We start from the raw sequence: 18322 nt of genomic DNA on the forward strand, positions 1-18322 counted from the left end.
CAGAAGCCTGTTCGGGTCCTCACGCCCGCACCAGCATGTACACCGCCACCCCCAGGCACACCCCGGCGAACCCCACCTGCAACACCCGGGCCGGGACACGGGCCGCCAGGCGCCGGCCCACAACCATGCCGACGACGCTGGCGACGATGAACACCGCGCCCACCCGGTCGATGCGCACCCCGGCATGAAACGCCCCGACCACACCGATCAGCGAAATCAGGCTGATGACCATCAGCGAGGTGGCGACGATGCCGCGCATCTGCACGTCGGTCAGTTGCTTGAACGCCGGCACGATCAGGAAGCCGCCGCCCACGCCCAGCAGGCCGGACACCACCCCCGTCACCGCGCCGAGCGTCGCCAGGGTGGCGGTGCAACGCGGGGTCCAGGCCAGGCGTCCGGTCTGGCGGTCGAGCATGCAGTTCTTCTGCCCCCAACTGGCCGCGCCGTGGTCGCTCGGCCCCGGCTGCGGGGTTTCCCGGCGCAACATGCGCGCCGCCACCAGCCCCATCAACAAGCTGAACAGGATCATCAGGATCTTTTCCGAGAGCTGATGGGCCAGGAAGATGCCCAGCGGCGAAAACACCGCGCCCAGCAAGGCGATCAGCAACGCCGCGCGGTAGCGCACCAGGCCATGGCGCAAGCCATCGATGGCGCCCACCGCCGCTGCACTGCCCACGGCGAACAATGCCACGGGCGCGGCCTGGGTCATGGTCAAGCCCAGGCCCAACACCAACGCAGGCACCGCGAGGATGCCGCCCCCCGCCCCGGTCAAGCCCAGGACCAGGCCCATGGCAACGCCGAAAAAACTGGCCAGTAACATAAGTCTCTCTCACGCCGCGCACACCTGTTGGCAGGTGCGATCGCATTTGCAGGACGCCATGGCCCTCACTTAAGCTGCGGACCTTATGTTGTAAACCTCAAGCGTTGCAACCGGTTCTTCCGCCACAGGTCCGCTGTCATGCCCGCGCAGATCCAGAGTTTTCTCGACCCCGCCTCCAAGACCTACACCTACGTCGTCTACGAGCACCCCGGCGGGCAATGCGCGGTGGTCGACCCAGTGCTGGACTACGACCCGGCGTCGGGACGCAGCGCCACCGTCCAGGCCGATCGCGTCATCGCCTTCGTGCGTGAACAGCGGTTGAGCGTGCAATGGCTGCTGGAAACCCACGCCCACGCCGATCACCTGTCCGCGGCGCCCTACCTGCGTCGGGAACTGGGCGGCAAGATCGCCATCGGCCAGTCGATCAACCAGGTCCAGAACGTCTTCAAGGCGCTGTTCAACCTCGAACCGCAATTTGCGGTGGATGGCTCACAGTTCGATCATCTGTTCGCCGCCGACGAGTCTTTTTCCATCGGCAACCTCAAGGCCACCGCGTTGCACGTGCCCGGTCATACCCCGGCGGACATGGCCTACCTGATCGATGGCGACGTGATCCTGGTGGGCGACACGCTGTTCATGCCCGACGTGGGCACCGCGCGTTGCGACTTCCCCGGTGGCAACGCCCACCAGCTCTATGCCTCTATCCGCAAGCTGCTGGCCTTCCCCGCCGGCGTGCGGCTCTATGTGTGCCACGACTACCCGCCGGAACATCGCCAGCCCCAGTGCATGAGCACCGTGGGTGAGCAGCGCCGGCACAACATCCATGTCCACGACGGCATCGACGAAGCCACCTTCGTCGCCATGCGCACCCAACGCGACGGCACGCTGGGCATGCCCACGCTGTTGCTGCCGGCGATCCAGGTGAACGTGCGCGCAGGCAACCTGCCGCCGGCCGAGGAAAACGGCGTGGCCTACCTGAAGATTCCGATCAACCAGCTCTAGCATTGATGTTGAAGGTGATGGCCCCATCGCGAGCAAGCTCGCTCCCACAGGGGGATTCGTGCTGCTGCCAAGTATTGCGTTCAACGCTGATCCCTGTAGGAGCGAGCTTGCTCGCGATGGCGGAGGGCCTGCTGGCCCCTGTGCTGGATGGAGGGCGCCTTCGCGGGCAAGCCCGCTCCCACAATGGGATTTTTGGTGTTGCCCAGCTCTGCGTTCAACGCTGATCCCTGTGGGAGCGAGCTTGCTCGCGATGGCGGCGGGCCTGCTGGCCCCTGTGCTGGATGGAGGGCCCCTTCGCGGGCAAGCCCGCTCCCACAATGGGATTTTTGGTGTTGCCCAGCTCTGCGTTCAACGCTGATCCCTGTGGGAGCGAGCTTGCTCGCGATGGCGGTGGGCCTGCTGGCCTCTGTGCTGGATGGGGTGGAAGCTTCTAGATTCAGGTGCCCAGGGTCAGGCCGTTGGCCGGCAGCGGCAGTGCCGTCTTGTAGCGCACCTGCTTGAGGGCGAAGCTGGAGCGGATGTTCGCCACGCCCGGGACCTTGGTCAGGAAGTCCATCATGAACCGCTCCAGGGACTGGATGGTGGGCACCAGCACGCGGATCAGGTAGTCCGGATCGCCGGCCATCAGGTAGCACTCCATCACTTCCGGCCGGTCGGAGATCGCTTCCTCGAAGTGCTGCAACGCCTCTTCCACCTGTTTCTCCAGGCTGACGTGGATGAACACGTTCACGTGCAGGCCCAGCAGGTCGGCGTCCAGCAGCGTGACCTGCTCGCGGATCACCCCCAGTTCTTCCATGGCCCTGACCCGGTTGAAGCACGGCGTCGGTGAAAGATTGACCGAGCGTGCGAGGTCGGCGTTGGTGATGCGGGCGTTTTCCTGAAGGCTGTTCAGAATCCCGATGTCAGTGCGATCCAATTTACGCATGAGACAAATAATCCTGTTTTTTATCGTTGTGCAGATTTTTTATCTGCAAATGACCTGAACAGCAAGCCAACAGAGAAAAATATTCTTCCTCGTCGAGCCTATGATTGTTGTAGGACAATTTCCCGTACCCGGGGAAATTCGTCAGCTAGCGCGCCCACTACAAGAAATTCACAAGATCGAGCGTAGAAAGCCATGAACCCAGCGTACGAACCGCTACGCCTGCACGTTCCCGAACCCTCGGGCCGTCCCGGCTGCAAGACCGACTTCTCCTACCTGCATCTGAGCGACGCCGGCACGGTGCGCAAGCCGCCCATCGACGTGGAGCCAGCCGACACCATCGACCTGGCCCGGAGCCTGATCCGCGTACTCGACGACCAGGGCAACGCCTTGGGCGAATGGGCCGAGGACATCCCCGTCGACATCCTGCGCAGAGGCATGCGCGCCATGCTCAAGACGCGCATCTACGACAACCGCATGGTGGTCGCCCAGCGGCAGAAGAAAATGTCGTTCTACATGCAGAGCCTCGGCGAGGAAGCCATCGGCAGCGCCCAGGCCCTGGCGTTGAACATCGACGACATGTGCTTCCCCACCTACCGCCAGCAGAGCATCCTGATGGCCCGCGACGTGCCGCTGGTGGACCTGATCTGCCAACTGCTGTCCAACGAGCGCGACCCGCTCAAGGGCCGGCAACTGCCGATCATGTACTCGGTCAAGGACGCCGGCTTCTTCACCATTTCCGGCAACCTCGCCACCCAATTCATCCAGGGCGTGGGCTGGGGCATGGCCTCGGCGATCAAGGGCGATACCAAGATCGCCTCGGCCTGGATCGGTGACGGCGCCACCGCCGAATCGGACTTCCACACCGCCCTGACCTTCGCCCACGTCTACCGCGCACCGGTGATCCTCAACGTGGTCAACAACCAGTGGGCGATCTCCACCTTCCAGGCCATTGCCGGCGGTGAAGCCACGACCTTCGCCGGACGCGGCGTCGGCTGTGGCATCGCCTCGCTGCGGGTCGATGGCAACGATTTCATGGCGGTCTACGCCGCCTCGCGCTGGGCCGCCGAACGCGCCCGCCGCAACCTCGGCCCGGCGCTGATCGAATGGGTCACCTACCGCGCCGGCCCCCACTCCACCTCCGACGACCCGTCCAAATACCGCCCGGCCGACGACTGGAGCCACTTCCCGCTGGGCGACCCGATTGCCCGCCTCAAGCAGCACATGATCCGCGTGGGCGCCTGGTCGGAAGAGGAACACGCCGCCGTCACCGCCGAGCTGGAAGCGCAGATCATCGCGGCCCAGAAGGAAGCCGAGCAGTACGGCACCCTGGCCGGCGGCCAGGTGCCGAGCGCCGCGACCATGTTCGAAGACGTCTACAAAGAGATGCCGGAGCACTTGAAGCGCCAGCGTCAGCAGTTGGGGATCTGACATGAACGATCACAACAACACTATTGCGCTGGATACCGCCATGACCACTACCACCATGACCATGATCCAGGCCCTGCGCTCGGCCATGGACGTGATGCTCGAACGTGACGACAACGTCGTGGTGTTCGGCCAGGACGTGGGTTACTTCGGCGGCGTGTTCCGCTGCACCGAAGGCCTGCAGAACAAATACGGCACCTCGCGGGTGTTCGACGCGCCGATTTCCGAAAGCGGCATCGTCGGCGTGGCGGTGGGCATGGGCGCCTACGGCTTGCGGCCGGTGGCCGAGATCCAGTTCGCCGACTACGTCTACCCGGCCTCGGACCAGATCATTTCCGAAGCGGCGCGCCTGCGCTATCGCTCGGCCGGCGAGTTCACCGCGCCGATGACGTTGCGCATGCCTTGCGGCGGCGGCATCTACGGCGGCCAGACCCACAGCCAGAGCATCGAGGCGATGTTCACCCAGGTCTGCGGCCTGCGCACCGTGATGCCGTCCAACCCCTACGACGCCAAGGGCCTGCTGATCGCCTCCATCGAAAACGATGACCCGGTGATCTTCCTCGAACCCAAGCGCCTGTATAACGGCCCGTTCGACGGCCACCACGACCGCCCGGTAACGCCGTGGTCCAAACACCCCTCGGCACAGGTCCCGGACGGTTACTACACCGTGCCGCTGGACGTGGCCGCCATCACCCGCCCGGGCAATGAAGTGACCATCCTCACCTACGGCACCACGGTCTACGTGTCCCAGGTGGCCGCCGAGGAAAGCGGCGTCGACGCCGAGGTCATCGACCTGCGCAGCCTGTGGCCGCTGGACCTGGAAACCATCGTCAAGTCGGTGAAGAAAACCGGCCGCTGCGTGATCGTCCACGAAGCCACCCGCACCTGCGGCTTCGGCGCCGAGCTGGTGTCGCTGGTCCAGGAGCACTGCTTCCACTACCTGGAAGCGCCCATCGAGCGCGTCACCGGTTGGGACACCCCCTACCCGCATGCGCAGGAGTGGGCGTATTTCCCAGGGCCGTCCCGTGTGGGCGCGGCGTTGAAACGGGTCATGGAGGTCTGAATGGGCACGCACGTTATCAAGATGCCGGACATTGGCGAAGGCATCGCCGAAGTCGAACTGTCGGTGTGGCACGTCAAGGTCGGCGACCTGGTGGTCGAAGACCAGGTATTGGCCGATGTCATGACCGACAAGGCCATGGTCGACATTCCCTCGCCGGTGCATGGCCGGGTCATCGCCCTGGGCGGTGAGCCGGGCGAAGTCATGGCGGTGGGCAGCGAACTGATCCGCATTGAAGTGGAAGGCGCTGGCAACCTCAAGGAATCGACACAGCCGGCCGCCGAGGTGCAACCGGTGGCGAAACCGGCCCCGGCCCCGGAACCAGCGGCCGCGCCCCGGCCCGTGGCAGCACAACCCGCCGCCCCACGCCCGGTCGCCCAGGCCCCGGTGGCGCGGGATCCCGACGAGCGCCCGCTGGCGTCCCCTGCCGTGCGCAAGCATGCCTTGGACCTGGGCATCCAGTTGCGCCTGGTCCAGGGCAGCGGCCCCGCCGGCCGGATCCTGCACGAAGACCTGGAGGCGTACCTGGCCCAAGGTCCATCGACCCCGGCCAAGGGCGGTTCCGGCTACGCCGAACGCCATGACGAGGAGCAGATCCCGGTGATCGGCATGCGGCGCAAGATCGCCCAACGCATGCAGGAAGCGACCCAGCGCGCCGCCCATTTCAGCTACGTCGAGGAAATCGACGTCACCGCGCTGGAAGAGCTGCGGGTCCACTTGAATGAAAAGCACGGCGCCAGTCGCGGCAAGCTGACCCTGCTGCCGTTCCTGCTGCGGGCGCTGGTGGTGGCCTTGCGCGACTTCCCGCAGATGAACGCGCGCTACGACGATCAAGCCCAAGTCATCCATCGCTCCGGCGCGGTGCACGTCGGCGTGGCCACCCAGAGCGACTTCGGCCTGATGGTGCCGGTGGTCCGCCATGCCGAAGCCCGCAGCCTGTGGGACAGCGCGGCCGAGATCAGCCGCCTCGCCACGGCCGCCCGCAACGGCAAGGCCAGCCGCGATGAGCTGTCCGGCTCGACCATTACCCTGACCAGCCTGGGCGCCCTTGGCGGCATCGTCAGCACGCCGGTGCTGAACCTGCCGGAAGTGGCCATCGTCGGCGTGAACAAGATCGTCGAGCGTCCCGTGGTGATCAAGGGACAGATCGTGGTCCGCAAGATGATGAACCTCTCCAGCTCCTTCGATCACCGGGTGGTCGATGGCATGGACGCGGCGCAATTCATCCAGGCCCTGCGCGGCCTGCTCGAACAACCCGCCACCTTGTTCGTCGATTAATCATGGGAGCTGGCATGCAACAGACTTTGAACACCACCTTGCTGATCATTGGCGGCGGCCCCGGCGGTTATGTGGCGGCGATCCGCGCCGGGCAACTGGGCATCTCGACCATCCTGGTGGAAGGCCAGGCGCTGGGCGGGACCTGCCTGAACATCGGCTGCATCCCGTCCAAGGCGTTGATCCATGTGGCCGAGCAATTCCACCAGACCCGGCACCACAGCCAGGGTTCTGCGCTGGGCATCACGGTCGCGGCGCCGAGCCTGGACATCGGCAAGAGCGTGGAATGGAAGGACGGCATCGTCGATCGCCTGACCACCGGCGTCGCGGCGCTGCTGAAGAAGCACAAGGTCCAGGTCATCCATGGCTGGGCCAAGGTCGTCGACGGCAAGACCGTCGAAGTCGGCGACACCCGCATCCAGTGCGAACACCTGCTGCTGGCGACCGGCTCGACCAGCGTCAACCTGCCGATGCTGCCGCTGGGCGGGCCGATCGTGTCTTCCACCGAAGCCCTCGCGCCCACCTCGGTGCCCAGGCACCTGGTGGTGGTCGGGGGTGGCTACATCGGCCTGGAGCTGGGCATCGCCTACCGCAAGCTCGGCGCCGAGGTCAGCGTGGTCGAAGCCCAGGAGCGGATCCTGCCGGCCTACGACGGCGAACTGACCCAGCCGGTGCACGAGGCGCTCAAGCAACTGGGCGTGAAGCTGTACCTCAAGCACAGCGTCGAAGGTTTCGATGCCCAGGCCAGCACGTTGCAAGTGCGTGACCCGGCCGGCGAGATCCTGAACCTGGACACCGACCGGGTCCTGGTGGCCGTGGGGCGCAAACCCAACACCCAGGGCTGGAACCTCGAAGCGCTGGACCTGGCGATGAACGGCCCGGCGGTCCAGATCGACCGGCGTTGCCAGACCAGCATGCGCAACGTCTGGGCCATCGGTGACCTGAGCGGCGAACCGATGCTCGCCCACCGGGCCATGGCCCAGGGCGAAATGGTCGCCGAGCTGATCGCCGGCCAGCAGCGGGAATTCAACCCGGCGGCCATCGCCGCGGTGTGTTTCACCGACCCGGAGCTGGTGGTGGTCGGCAAGACCCCGGACGAGGCCAAGGCGGCCGGGCTCGACTGTATCGTGTCGAGCTTCCCGTTCGCCGCCAACGGCCGCGCCATGACCCTGGAATCCAAGAGCGGTTTCGTGCGGGTCGTGGCGCGCCGGGACAATCACCTGATCGTGGGCTGGCAAGCGGTCGGCGTGGGCGTCTCGGAACTGTCCACCGCATTCGGCCAATCCTTGGAAATGGGCGCGCGCCTGGAAGATATCGCCGGCACCATCCACGCCCACCCGACCCTGGGCGAGGCGGTGCAGGAAGCGGCGCTACGGGCGTTGGGGCATGCGTTGCACATTTAACAATCGCGGTTGAATGATTTTGTGGCGAGGGGATTTATCCCCGCTGGGCTGCGCAGCAGCCCTAAAACCTGTGAGCGCCGGGCGTCAGGTATAGGGGCTGAAAGCAAGGGCCGCTGCGCGGCCCAACGGGGATAAATCCCCTCGCCACAGGATTTGCGGAACACCAGCCGGTTGGGCGCTCATCCATCGGATTGGTGTTACAGGCTGCGAAACAACCCCGGAATGAAGTATTGTTGTCCCCATCCAAAAACGTCAGAAGCCTTGAATCCGTTTCGACGGTTGCTTAGAAATAGAGGGTGTCATGGGTAACGAGAGCATCAATTGGGACAAACTGGGCTTTGACTACATCAAGACCGACAAGCGCTACCTGTCGCACTGGCGCGATGGCGCCTGGGACGCCGGCACCCTGACCGACGACAATGTGCTGCACATCAGCGAAGGCTCCACCGCCCTGCACTACGGCCAGCAATGCTTCGAAGGCCTGAAGGCCTATCGCTGCAAGGACGGCTCGATCAACCTGTTCCGCCCGGACCAGAACGCCGCCCGCATGCAACGCAGCTGCGCCCGCCTGCTGATGCCGCACGTCGACACCGAACAGTTCGTCGAAGCCTGCAAGCAAGTGGTCCGCGCCAACGAGCGCTTCATCCCGCCCTACGGCACCGGTGGCGCGCTGTACCTGCGCCCGTTCGTGATCGGCGTGGGTGACAACATCGGCGTGCGCACCGCACCCGAGTTCATCTTCTCGATCTTCTGCATCCCGGTCGGCGCCTACTTCAAGGGTGGCCTGACCCCGCACAACTTCCTGATCTCCAGCTTCGACCGCGCCGCCCCGCAAGGCACCGGCGCGGCCAAGGTCGGTGGCAACTACGCCGCCAGCCTGATGCCCGGCTCCCAGGCCAAGAAAGCCAGCTTCGCCGACTGCATCTACCTCGATCCGCTGACGCACACCAAGATCGAGGAAGTCGGCTCGGCGAACTTCTTCGGCATCACCCACGACGACAAGTTCGTCACCCCCAACTCCCCATCGGTCCTGCCGGGCATCACCCGCCTGTCGCTGATCGAGCTGGCCAAATCGCGCCTGGGCCTGGAAGTGGTCGAAGGCGACGTGCTGATCGACAACCTGTCGGACTTCAAGGAAGCCGGCGCCTGCGGCACCGCTGCGGTCATCACCCCGATCGGCGGCATCCACTACAAGGACAAGCTGCACGTGTTCCACAGTGAAACCGAAGTCGGCCCGATCACCCAGAAGCTCTACAAAGAGCTGACCGGTGTGCAGACCGGCGACGTGGAAGCGCCGGCCGGCTGGATCGTCAAGGTCTGACCCACAGCCCTGCCCTCATCAAGAGCCCACCCCTGCATCGGCAGGGGTGGGCTTTTTCTTGGCTGATGTGAAACGGCTGCCGCCTTCACGAACGGGCTCGCGCCCACCAAGGGACGAACTGGGCTCGGTTCAGCGCAGCTCAACGGCCGGAGCGGCCCGGCTCGGGAAGGCGTCGGCCGGGGTCTGCGCCTGTTCGAGCGCCACGCCCAAGCGCGCGGCCATTTCCTTGCGACCCGTGGCGCTCAGCCCCAGCGCCCGGCTGTCCAGGTCCTGGACCACCCATTTGCGCTTGATCGCCACCTGCAGCAACGCCGCCCCCAAGGCCCCGCCCAGGTGTGGACGGCGCATGCTCCAGTCCAGGCAGGGGCAAGCGAAGCGGCGGCGTTGCGCGGCGAGGACCTGGACGTCAACGCCCAGGCCCGCGAACAACGCCTCGCCCGACTCGCTCAGCCGGTAGCCCTGCCCGTCCTCCACCAGCCACCCGGCTTCGAGCAGGCGGTCATGCAGGCGCACCGCCAGGGTCCCGGCCATGTGGTCGTAGCAGGTGCGGGCGAATTGCAAGCGATCCGGGGTCCGCGGGGTGAAGGTCGGCGCGGCGTTCTGGCCGATCACCATCAGCGCTTCCAGGGCTTGGGCGACGCGCTTGTCCGCCAGGCTGTAGTAGCGATGACGGCCCTGCACGTGCACTCGCACCAGGGCCAGGTCCTTGAGTTTCGCCAGGTGCGCGCTGGCGGTGGAGGCACTGACGTCGGCGATGCTGGCCAGCTCCGTGCTGGTCCGGGCGTGGCCGTCCATCAACGCACACAACATTCGGGTCCGGGCCGGCTCGGCAATGGCCGCAGCCACTTGGGAGACGCCCAGGTCATGCAGTTCCGCATCCATATTTCGCTTCCTGACGAATCAAGCCATGCATCATCTGCAAAGAGTAGCAACACTTTGGGCCGGATGCCGCCGGCACGGAACCGCGCCGCCGTTCAATCGTCCCGGGTCAGCACTTCCAGCAGTTCGATTTCAAAGATGAGGTTGGCGTTGGGCTTGATGTGGGCGCCCATGGAGCGTTCGCCGTACGCCAGGTGGGCGGGCACCCAGAGCTTGCGCTTGCCGCCCACCCTCATGCCCATCAGCCCTATGTCCCAGCCCTTGATGACACGACCGGTGCCGATCACGCACTGGAAGGGCTTGCCACGGCTGTAGGACGAATCGAATTCGGTGCCGTCTTCGAGCGTGCCACGGTATTGGGTGGTGATCAGCGCGCCTTTGACTACGCTTTTGCCGTCGCCCTGTTGCAGGTCGGTGATATGCAGTTCTTCGTTCATGGGCATTCCCGTGTGATTCGAGGCGCGGGTTTTCGCAGAAATCGGCGTGCCTGGCAATCCCGTCGATGGATTTCGTGTTTAGCACGAGGTTGGATCCATCTTCCGGGGAACCGCTGGAGGCACTTCGGTTCACATGGGTAATCGCCCAGCATTTCAGATAAGGATTTTCTGATGATCGACTCTCGCCCGCTCCACGGTTTCATTCCTCCGTACATCCTCAATCGGATCATTGCCCACGGCTCCGAACAGCAACGTTCCAGCGCCCTCGGCACCCTGACCCACGTGCGCAGCCTGCGCCACAACCCCGGCCCGCCGGACCAGCCGCCGGCCGCGGCGAAACTGCCCAAGCCGGGCAAGGCCGGGCACCCGCAACGCACCGTGCACGATGCCCAGAACACCATGGAACTGCCCGGCCAGCCGATCCGCCTGGAAGGCCAGCCGGCCAGCGGCGACCCGGCCGTGGACGAGGCGTACGATGCCCTCGGCGCCACCTATGAGTTCTTCTGGAAAGTCCTCGGCCGCGATTCCATCGACAACAAGGGCTTCGCCCTGGTGGGCAGCGTGCATTATGGCCAGGGCTATCAGAACGCCTTCTGGAACGGCGCGCAGATGGTCTTCGGCGACGGCGATGGGGAAATCTTCCAGCGCTTTACCCGATCCCTCGACGTGGTGGCCCACGAACTGGCCCACGGCGTCACCGAAAGCGAAGCCGGGCTGGTCTACGCCAACCAGTCCGGGGCGCTGAACGAGTCCGTCTCCGATGTGTTCGGCGTGCTGGTCAAGCAGTACGTGCTCGAACAGACCGCCGACCAGGCGGACTGGCTGATCGGCGCCGACCTGCTCACCGACCGGATCAACGGCGACGGCCTGCGCAGCATGTCCAACCCCGGCAGCGCCTACGACGACCCGCTGCTGGGCAAGGACCCGCAACCGGCGCACATGCGCGAGTTCGTCATCACCCGCGAGGACAATGGCGGCGTGCACATCAATTCCGGCATTCCCAACCGTGCCTTTTATCTGGTGGCGACTACGCTGGGCGGATTTGCCTGGGAAAAGGCCGGCCGGATCTGGTATGACACCTTGTGCGACAGAAAACTGGCCAACGACGCGTCCTTCAGCGACTTCGCCCGCCTGACCGTCGAGCACGCCCGCCAACGCTTCGGTGCGCGGGAAGTGCAAGCGGTGCAGGACGGCTGGCGCCAGGTCGGCGTCGACCTGACACAGGAGAGTTGATGAAAACCCTTCCAGCGCTCGACGACAACGCCGTGGTCCGGCTGTCACGCCAGGGCGGCGTGGCGGCCATCCATGCCCTGACCCGGCCACGGGAAATCGAATTCGCCCAATGCGACATCAACCAGCGCAGCCGTATCTGCTCGGTGCTGGAGGGCTGCCTGCCGCTGGCGGCCCCTGCACCGGGTCGCGGTGACCAGCGCTTCTTCCAGATCGAGGTGCGCTACCGCGCCAACGACCAGGACGATGAAATGGTGTTGAAGGTGCCTGAGGACCAGGCACCTGGCGAGTTGGTCCACCTGTGGGACAAAGGCGAGCTGCTTTAGCGCGTGGCGGGGGTGATCTTGAGAATCCGTCCGGACGCGATCACCACCATCACGTACTTGTCATTGATCTGCACCCATTGCGCCCCCTCGTCAGGGGCGTCGAGGCCCTTCTCCTTCCAGTTCTTGATGGCCTTGTCCGAGCGCTGGTATTCCGCGGGCGTGCGGTCGGCCTCCACCAGCCGGCGGCCATTGTTGGGCGAGTGTTCCACCGCATCTCCGGTGGTTTGCGCCGCTTGCGCCACGGGCCCGAGGGCTCCGAGACCGGCAATCAGGACCAGGCTGGCGATCAGGGGGGATTTGCGCATAGGAAACTCCAGTTATTCGGGGTACTGGAGGTGGGACTTCAACGGCGGCGAATCATTCCTTTTACTTGCGCGGCGGACTTGATTTCCACGACCGCCACCACCGCCGGAACCACTGTGGGAGCGAGCCTGCTCGCGAAAGCGGTGTGTCAGCTTGCAGTCATGTTGCCTGTGCCGACGCCTTCGCGGGCAGGCCCGCTCCCACAGGGATTTGTGTTGGGCCGGGGTGTGGTGGACAACCGGGATCCAGTGTGGGAGCGAGCCTGCTCGCGATGGCGGTGTGTCAGCTTGCAGCCATGTTGCCTGGGCCTTCGCGGGCAGGCCCGCCCCCACAGGGATTTGTGTTGGGCCGGGGTGTGGTGGACAACCGGGATCCAGTGTGGGAGCGAGCCTGCTCGCGATGGCGGTGTGTCAGCTTGCAGCCATGTTGCCTGTGCCGACGCCTTCGCGGGCAGGCCCGCTCCCACAGGGATTTGTGTTGGGCCGGGGTGTGGTGGACAACCGGGATCCACTGTGGGAGCGGGCTTGCCCGCGATGACGGCGGCCCAGTCAATATCGTCGCCATCTGCACCACCACGATCGCGAGCAGGCTCGCTCCTACAGCTCCGGGGTGGGTTCATTATTCATGACACCCGCGGTTTCTTCAGGGCTTCAGGCCATGGTGGCGGCGCGTTTTACCTGGCGCAGGTCGTGCAGGAAGCGCTCGGCCGGGAGTGGGTGGCCCAGCAGGTAGCCTTGCAGGGAGTCGCAACCCAGCTGGGTCAGGAAGTCCTGCTGCATGTCGGTCTCCACCCCCTCGGCGACGATCCGCAGGCCCAGGGCCTGGCCGAGGGCGACGATGGCCGAGACGATGGCCGCGTCATCGCTGTCGTGTTCCAGGTCCCGTACGAAGCCACGGTCGATCTTCAGCTCGTTGGCCGGCAGGCGCTTGAGGTACATCAGGCTGGAATAGCCGGTGCCGAAGTCGTCGATGGACAAGTCCACGCCCATGTCGGACAGCTGCTGCAGCACCGTCATGCTCGCATCCGCATCGCTCATGGCCGTGGTTTCGGTGATTTCCAGGGTCAGGCTGTTGGCCGGCAGGCGATGGGTTTCCAAGGCCTTGGCGACGCTCTGCACCAGCCCGGCATGGCAGAACTGCAACGCCGAGAGGTTCACCGCGATACGCCAGTCGGTGTAGCCGAGCACGTACCATTCGCGCATCTGGCGGCACGCTTCGTTCAGTACCCATTCGCCGATGGGGATGATCAACCCGGTCTTTTCCGCCAGGTCGATGAACGTAACGGGCATCAACAGGCCCTGGGTCGGATGGGTCCAGCGCAACAGCGCCTCGGCCCCCACCGGACGTCCGTTGGCGGCGTCGAACTTGGGTTGGTAATGCAGGCTGAACTGGCGCTGTTCCACGGCGATGCGCAGATCCTGCAACAGCTGCAATTGCTTGCGGGCGTTGCTGTTCATCGAGGCGTCGAAGAAGCTGTGGCCGTTCTTGCCCGCCCCCTTGGCGTGGTACATCGCCGCGTCGGCATTCATCAGCAACTCTTCGGCGCTGGTGCCGTTGCCGGGGTACACCGCGATGCCGACGCTCGCGGAGATCTGCAAATCGTGCTCGGCCACCCGGAACGTCTGGCCGATCAGCCCGACCTGGCGGGCGGCCAGGCGCAGGGCGTCCTCCGGATCGGCCAGTTGCACCAGCAGCACGAATTCGTCGCCGCCGATCCGCGCCAGGGTGTCGTGGCTGCGCAGGTCCTCACGCAGGCGCAGCGCCACGTCGCGTAGCAACAAATCGCCCATGTGGTGGCCGAAGGCATCGTTGACCGGTTTGAAACCGTCGAGGTCGATGAACATCAGGGCAAAGCAGCCGCCCTGCTCCTGCACCCGGTTGATGGCCTGGCCAATGCGGTCGGCCAGCAGCACACGGTTGGGCAGGCCCGTGAGGGGGTCGTGCAGGGCCAGTTGCGTCAGTTCGCGGTTGGCCACCGTGAGGGATTGGGCCAGTTCGGCGGTCCGGGCCTCCAGGCGCGCGTCGAGAATCGAGGTCAGCAAGGTAATGGACAACACCGCCAGGGTAGTGATCAGCACCACGTTATCCAGGCCCTTGCCGCTGAGGCCGTCCAGGGCGCCGCAAAAGCTGCCGTCGCGAAACTGCGCCCCGGCCATGCCGGTGTAATGCATGCCGACAATGGCGATGCCCATGATCACCGCGGCACCGGCCCGGGCCAGGCGCACGTGTGGGCTGTTGTGGCGCAGGCGAAAGGCGATCCACAGGGCCGCCGCGGACGCACCGACGGCAATGACCAGCGATGCGCCGAACAGCGTCGGGTCATAGTCGATGCCCGGCTGCATTCGCAACGCCGCCATGCCGGTGTAGTGCATGGCACTGATGCCCGCGCCCATGATCAACGCGCCGAACGCCAATTGCCACGCCGGCAGGCGCGGTTGGCTGACCAGCCACAAGGCAAAGCCGCAGGACAGGATGGCGATCAACAGCGACAGCGCGGTGATCGAGGTGTCGTAGCCCAGCTGCACCGGCAAGGAGAACGCCAGCATGCCGATGAAGTGCATGGACCAGACGCCCACGCCCATCGCCAACGCACCGCCCGCCATCCACAGGTGCGCAGCCCGGCCCTGGGCGGTGGCGATACGCCCGGCCAGGTCCAGCGCGGTATAGGACGCCAGGACAGCGACAAACAGGGAGATGCAAACGAGCGCAGTGGAATACGTACCGATCAGCATGGAGTGTTCTCGTGACGAAAGAGCCGGACTGCCTCCATGCCCGGTTGTTGGCCGCGATTGTACTCAATCGAGGCCCACACAGGTATCAAAAAGCCATCACTCTTGGATATTTGCGACGAAAGACATTCTGCTGGCCGATGAGCGGCGGTCAATCAAAATCTGTCGACCCGGACAAAAAACCTGCGGCCCCCCTCCAGGCGATAGCCGAGCGCCCACTTGTCTGAGCATACTGGTGGCCTATAGGGTTAATTTGAGTACCCGAATGAGCCACGCAGGCCAATCGTGTCTGTATGAAAAGTCCCGGACAGTGAGCCCCCCATGCCCTTCCTCGCCCGTACCCACCCGCGTCTTTCCAGCGCCATGGCCATCGGCCTGGCGGTAGGCTTCCTGGCGCCGGCGGACAGCCTCATCAGCAAGGTCCTGATCGGCTGGAACGCCGGCGTCTGGACCTACCTGGCGCTGATGCTGTGGCTGACCGTACGGGCCAAGGCGCCCGACGTCAGGCGCATCGCCGAGATCGAAGACGAAAACGCCGGGCTGGTCTTGTTGATGGTCTGCATCGCGGCCTTGGCCAGCTTGGCGACCATCACCGTCGAACTGGCCGGCAGCCGTGACCTGCAGGCCACCGGCAAGCTGTTGCATTACGCTTTCACGGCGATGACGGTGATCGGCTCGTGGTTGCTGATCGGCGTGATCTTCAGCGTCCACTACGCGCGGCTGTATTACACCTGGGAGGGCACCGAGCCGGCGTTGCGGTTCGCCGAAGGCCTGACCACGCCTAATTATTGGGACTTCCTGTACTTCTCCTTCACCATCGGCGTCGCGGTGCAGACCTCCGACGTGGGGGTCGCCACCCGGCAATTGCGCAAGATCGTGCTGGCGCAATCATTGATCGGCTTCGTGTTCAACACGGCGATCCTGGGCTTCTCGATCAACATCGCCGCGGGGTTGTTTGGCTGAAGCGGGCCCAGGCGCCACCTAGGCTCTGTCTGAAATGTGTCTGCGCGAAGGCCAGACAAGGCGAAACGGGGCGAGGAAGCGCAGTGTACTGGCGTACATGAGCATTCCGAGCCCCGTTTCAACGCAGTATGGGCGAGTGCAGACACATTTCAGACAGAGCCTAGGGCAGCCGCAGTCGGAAACGCGCACCGCCCAGCGGTGAGGCCTCGACGGTCAGGGTGCCGCCCTGGGCTTCCAGGGCCCGGCGGCTGATGGCCAGGCCCAGGCCAAAGCCGCCGGTGGCGCGGTCGCGGCTGCGGTCCAGGCGGTAGAACGGCTCGAAGACCCGCTCGCGCTCGTCATCCGGGATACCGATGCCGTCATCGTCGACCCAGATCTCACAGCCCTGGTCGCCCACCAGTACGCCGACCTGGATGCGTTTCTCGCAATATCGCATTGCGTTGCGCAGCAGGTTCTGCAAGGCCCTGGCGGTCAGGCGCGGGTCGAGTTCGAAACGCTCCAGCGTGCCGTGCAGCAACACATCGATCACCACGTCCGGGTCCGCCAGGTCCTCGTCGACACTGCCGAGGATGCTGTCGATGAACTCGTCCAAGGGCACTTCGACCCGCTCGGGCAAGCGCCCGGGGTTTTGCAGCCGGCTGTAGGAAAGCAGTTCCAGCACCAGCTCATCCAGCTCGCGAATGTGCGCCACCAACCCTTGCAGGCGCTCGCGACTGGCCGGCGGCAGATCGTCGGACAGGGCCAGCGCCAGGCCGAAATCGAGCCGGGTCAGCGGGGTGCGCAACTCATGGGACACCGCGTTGAGCAGGTCGCGCTGCTGGTTGAGCAGCTTTTCGATGTCGCCGGCCATGGTGTCGAACACGTGGGCCAGGCTGCCGATGTTGGAACTGGAGGCGATCTGCGTGCGCGCCTCCAGGTGACCCTTGCCGAAGCGCTCGGCGGTGCGCTTGAGACGCTCCAGGTCACGCCAGTGCGGCCGCAACCAGAGCAACAGGCACGCAAGCATGGTCGCCCCCACCAGCACGTTGATGCTCCAGTACAGCCAATTGACGTCGGCCGGGTCCGGCGGAACGATCAGCTTGACCGCCGTGCGCTCATCCAACGGCGCGACCGCCAGGGTGCGCCAGGCCCAGTCACCAAGGCGCACGACGTTTTCACCGCGCTTGAGCCGCGCTTGTTCCGCCGCACTGAAACCCGGGTCATCGACGCTCGCCAGTTCGATGCGCAGCGGCTCGAACGCCTTGTCCATCTCGGCGGCCAGCGCCGGCCACTGCTCGCTGGGCACCGCCTGGAACTGCTTGACCATCAGGGCCTGCAAGCCACGGGAGTGATCGAGGTTGTAGCTCATGAAACGCTCGTGGAACAGGCGGATCACCAGTTCCGGCATCAGGTAGATGGCCGCGCTGTAGGAGACGATGGTGACCAGGTACAGGCGAATCAGCAGTTTCCACATGGGCTCAACATTCCCACTCGGAACGGCTGAACAGGTAGCCCTTTCCCCAGACGGTCTTGATCTTGCGGGCTTCGCCGGCGTTATCGTCGAACTTGCGCCGCAACTTGGAAATCGCCACGTCCACCGAACGGTCGGTGCCGTTGAACTCGATGCCGCGCAGCCGTTGCAGGATCTGGTCGCGGCTCAACACCTCGCCGGAATGCCGGGCCAGCACCACCAGCAGGTTGTACTCGCCGCTGGACAGCTCCACCGGCTGGCCGCGCCAGGTCACGGTGCGCTCGGACAAGTCGATGCACAGGTTGCCCATGAGGATGCGGTCGTTGGCGGTCTGCGGCTCGGCCAGGCTGCTGCGCCGCAGCAAGGTCCGCACCCGCGCCAGCAAGACCCGCGGCTCGCACGGCTTGGTGACGTAGTCGTCGGCGCCCATTTCCAGGCCCAGCACTTGGTCATGGCTGTCGTCCCGGGCGGTCAGCATCAGGATCGGCAAGGTCGCCGAATCGGCCCGCAGCAGGCGGCACACCTGCAAGCCGTCCAGGCCCGGCAGCATCAGGTCGAGGATCACCAGGTCCGGCGGGCTGACCCGCGCCCGCTCCCGCACATGATCGCCCCGGGCCAACACGCTGACTTGATAGCCATTGCGCTCCAGGTAACTGGCGATGAGTTCGGACAGTGCGGGGTCGTCTTCGACCAGGAGGATGTTGGGCATGGGTGTTTCCAGAATGCTGGGGTACCTGATGGACCGTCTTCGCGGGCAGGCCCGCTCCCACAGGG

17 protein-coding genes are annotated in these 18322 nt (G+C 65.1%); 9 read left to right on the top strand and 8 right to left on the bottom strand.

Features of this window, described 5'->3' with window-relative positions; all coding sequences use genetic code 11:
- Nucleotides 1-19 precede the first annotated feature (19 nt).
- Nucleotides 20-820, bottom strand: a complete 801-nt coding sequence (locus Q6A48_RS23380) for a sulfite exporter TauE/SafE family protein (RefSeq protein WP_304556763.1) — start codon at nt 818-820, stop codon at nt 20-22.
- A 138-nt stretch (nt 821-958) separates the two neighbouring features.
- Between Q6A48_RS23380 and Q6A48_RS23385 the strand changes: the two genes are divergently transcribed.
- On the top strand, nt 959-1822 hold the full coding sequence (locus tag Q6A48_RS23385) for an MBL fold metallo-hydrolase (protein WP_304556764.1): 864 nt from the start codon (nt 959-961) through the stop codon (nt 1820-1822).
- A 436-nt stretch (nt 1823-2258) separates the two neighbouring features.
- Here Q6A48_RS23385 and bkdR read toward each other — a convergent pair whose 3' ends face one another.
- Nucleotides 2259-2747: a Bkd operon transcriptional regulator BkdR gene (gene bkdR, locus Q6A48_RS23390; protein ID WP_003202929.1), complete on the bottom strand. Its 489-nt coding sequence runs from the start codon at nt 2745-2747 to the stop codon at nt 2259-2261.
- A gap of 192 nt (nt 2748-2939) precedes the next feature.
- Here bkdR and Q6A48_RS23395 point away from each other — a divergent pair, with 192 nt between their 5' ends.
- The 5 genes from Q6A48_RS23395 (at nt 2940) to Q6A48_RS23415 (ending at nt 9231) form a co-directional block, all read left to right on the top strand.
- A complete protein-coding gene (locus Q6A48_RS23395; protein ID WP_304556767.1) occupies nt 2940-4175 on the top strand; it encodes a 3-methyl-2-oxobutanoate dehydrogenase (2-methylpropanoyl-transferring) subunit alpha in 1236 nt (411 codons plus the stop codon).
- Nucleotide 4176: 1 nt separating this feature from the next.
- Nucleotides 4177-5235, top strand: a complete 1059-nt coding sequence (locus tag Q6A48_RS23400) for an alpha-ketoacid dehydrogenase subunit beta (protein WP_042730815.1) — start codon at nt 4177-4179, stop codon at nt 5233-5235.
- Nucleotides 5236-6510 carry a dihydrolipoamide acetyltransferase family protein gene (locus Q6A48_RS23405; RefSeq protein ID WP_304556768.1) on the top strand — a complete coding sequence of 425 codons (1275 nt, stop codon included), beginning with the start codon at nt 5236-5238 and terminating at the stop codon, nt 6508-6510.
- A gap of 14 nt (nt 6511-6524) precedes the next feature.
- Nucleotides 6525-7910: a dihydrolipoyl dehydrogenase gene (lpdA, locus tag Q6A48_RS23410; RefSeq protein WP_304556769.1), complete on the top strand. Its 1386-nt coding sequence runs from the start codon at nt 6525-6527 to the stop codon at nt 7908-7910.
- 301 nt (nt 7911-8211) lie between these two features.
- Nucleotides 8212-9231 (top strand): branched-chain amino acid aminotransferase, encoded by a 1020-nt coding sequence (locus Q6A48_RS23415; protein ID WP_304556770.1) that lies wholly within the window; start codon nt 8212-8214, stop codon nt 9229-9231.
- 129 nt (nt 9232-9360) lie between these two features.
- Here Q6A48_RS23415 and Q6A48_RS23420 read toward each other — a convergent pair whose 3' ends face one another.
- Together Q6A48_RS23420 and Q6A48_RS23425 are read right to left on the bottom strand one after the other, a co-directional pair.
- Entirely contained in the window at nt 9361-10113 is a 753-nt protein-coding gene (locus tag Q6A48_RS23420; protein WP_304556772.1) for an ArsR/SmtB family transcription factor, read from the bottom strand.
- Nucleotides 10114-10205: 92 nt separating this feature from the next.
- Complete coding sequence (locus Q6A48_RS23425) at nt 10206-10547, bottom strand: FKBP-type peptidyl-prolyl cis-trans isomerase (protein ID WP_304556774.1); 342 nt, start codon at nt 10545-10547, stop codon at nt 10206-10208.
- A gap of 171 nt (nt 10548-10718) precedes the next feature.
- Between Q6A48_RS23425 and Q6A48_RS23430 the strand changes: the two genes are divergently transcribed.
- Nucleotides 10719-11780: a M4 family metallopeptidase gene (locus Q6A48_RS23430; RefSeq protein WP_304556775.1), complete on the top strand. Its 1062-nt coding sequence runs from the start codon at nt 10719-10721 to the stop codon at nt 11778-11780.
- A complete protein-coding gene (locus tag Q6A48_RS23435; protein WP_304556777.1) occupies nt 11780-12103 on the top strand; it encodes a protealysin inhibitor emfourin in 324 nt (107 codons plus the stop codon). The genes Q6A48_RS23430 and Q6A48_RS23435 overlap by 1 nt, the downstream gene beginning before the upstream one ends.
- Here Q6A48_RS23435 and Q6A48_RS23440 read toward each other — a convergent pair.
- Both Q6A48_RS23440 and Q6A48_RS23445 read right to left on the bottom strand, forming a co-directional pair.
- A complete protein-coding gene (locus Q6A48_RS23440) occupies nt 12100-12408 on the bottom strand; it encodes an RcnB family protein (protein WP_304556778.1) in 309 nt (102 codons plus the stop codon). The genes Q6A48_RS23435 and Q6A48_RS23440 overlap by 4 nt on opposite strands.
- Nucleotides 12409-13056: 648 nt before the next feature.
- Nucleotides 13057-15138 carry a putative bifunctional diguanylate cyclase/phosphodiesterase gene (locus Q6A48_RS23445; RefSeq protein WP_304556780.1) on the bottom strand — a complete coding sequence of 694 codons (2082 nt, stop codon included), beginning with the start codon at nt 15136-15138 and terminating at the stop codon, nt 13057-13059.
- 318 nt (nt 15139-15456) lie between these two features.
- Here Q6A48_RS23445 and Q6A48_RS23450 point away from each other — a divergent pair, with 318 nt between their 5' ends.
- Nucleotides 15457-16098: a DUF1345 domain-containing protein gene (locus Q6A48_RS23450; protein WP_304556781.1), complete on the top strand. Its 642-nt coding sequence runs from the start codon at nt 15457-15459 to the stop codon at nt 16096-16098.
- 160 nt (nt 16099-16258) lie between these two features.
- Here the strand turns inward: Q6A48_RS23450 and Q6A48_RS23455 are convergent, their stop codons facing one another.
- Together Q6A48_RS23455 and Q6A48_RS23460 are read right to left on the bottom strand one after the other, a co-directional pair.
- A complete protein-coding gene (locus Q6A48_RS23455; RefSeq protein WP_304556782.1) occupies nt 16259-17551 on the bottom strand; it encodes an ATP-binding protein in 1293 nt (430 codons plus the stop codon).
- A 4-nt stretch (nt 17552-17555) separates the two neighbouring features.
- The gene (locus tag Q6A48_RS23460) at nt 17556-18257 is read right to left on the bottom strand and encodes a response regulator (protein ID WP_304556783.1); all 702 of its coding nucleotides are present in this window, start codon (nt 18255-18257) and stop codon (nt 17556-17558) included.
- Nucleotides 18258-18322: the final 65 nt, after the last annotated feature.

The organism is Pseudomonas citrullilanati, from assembly GCF_030580855.1.
In the GTDB taxonomy this organism is placed as follows: Bacteria; Pseudomonadota; Gammaproteobacteria; order Pseudomonadales; family Pseudomonadaceae; genus Aquipseudomonas; species Aquipseudomonas citrulli.